The following is a 386-nucleotide window of genomic DNA, read 5'->3' as shown; positions in this document are numbered from 1 at the left end:
CAGACCGGCGGATCAGACGCTTGATCCGATAGATCATATATTCATTTCTTGCACTTGAAAACAGGACTGTATTTCCATAATCCAGAACGCTGCTTTCCACACTTTCATCTATCAGCTCTGTCCTGCGTTCCTCCGGCATTGTTACCCAGTCCAGTTTCTCTTCCTCTGCTTTTCTTGCAAAACGTTCTAATGCCTGATGTGCAATATTTCCCAGATCCATCGCCTCAAATCCGTAGGTTTCCCGGTCAGAAAGCCGTAAACCATAACTCAGGAAATGTGCATAGGCACAGGAAGCAAACTTTTCCAGCCTCGTCACACTCACGCGTTCAGGATCAAGATACAGCTTTTCAGCCATCTGACTTCCCAGCATACCGGCTTCTTTTTTA

The 386-nt window shown here is 46.1% G+C and carries 1 protein-coding gene; it reads right to left on the bottom strand.

All coding sequences use genetic code 11. The features are described from left to right. Window positions 1–370 (bottom strand): PD-(D/E)XK nuclease family protein (locus PZH32_RS11650; protein WP_275208418.1); only part of this gene is annotated, 370 nt, incomplete at its 3' end. Between the last annotated feature and the right edge of the window lie 16 nt (window positions 371–386).

This window comes from Adlercreutzia equolifaciens (assembly GCF_029076695.1).
GTDB classification, from domain to species: domain Bacteria; phylum Actinomycetota; class Coriobacteriia; order Coriobacteriales; family Eggerthellaceae; genus Adlercreutzia; species Adlercreutzia equolifaciens_A.
Note: the sequence above shows the minus strand (reverse complement) of the source record. Positions and strands in the feature narration are given on the sequence as shown.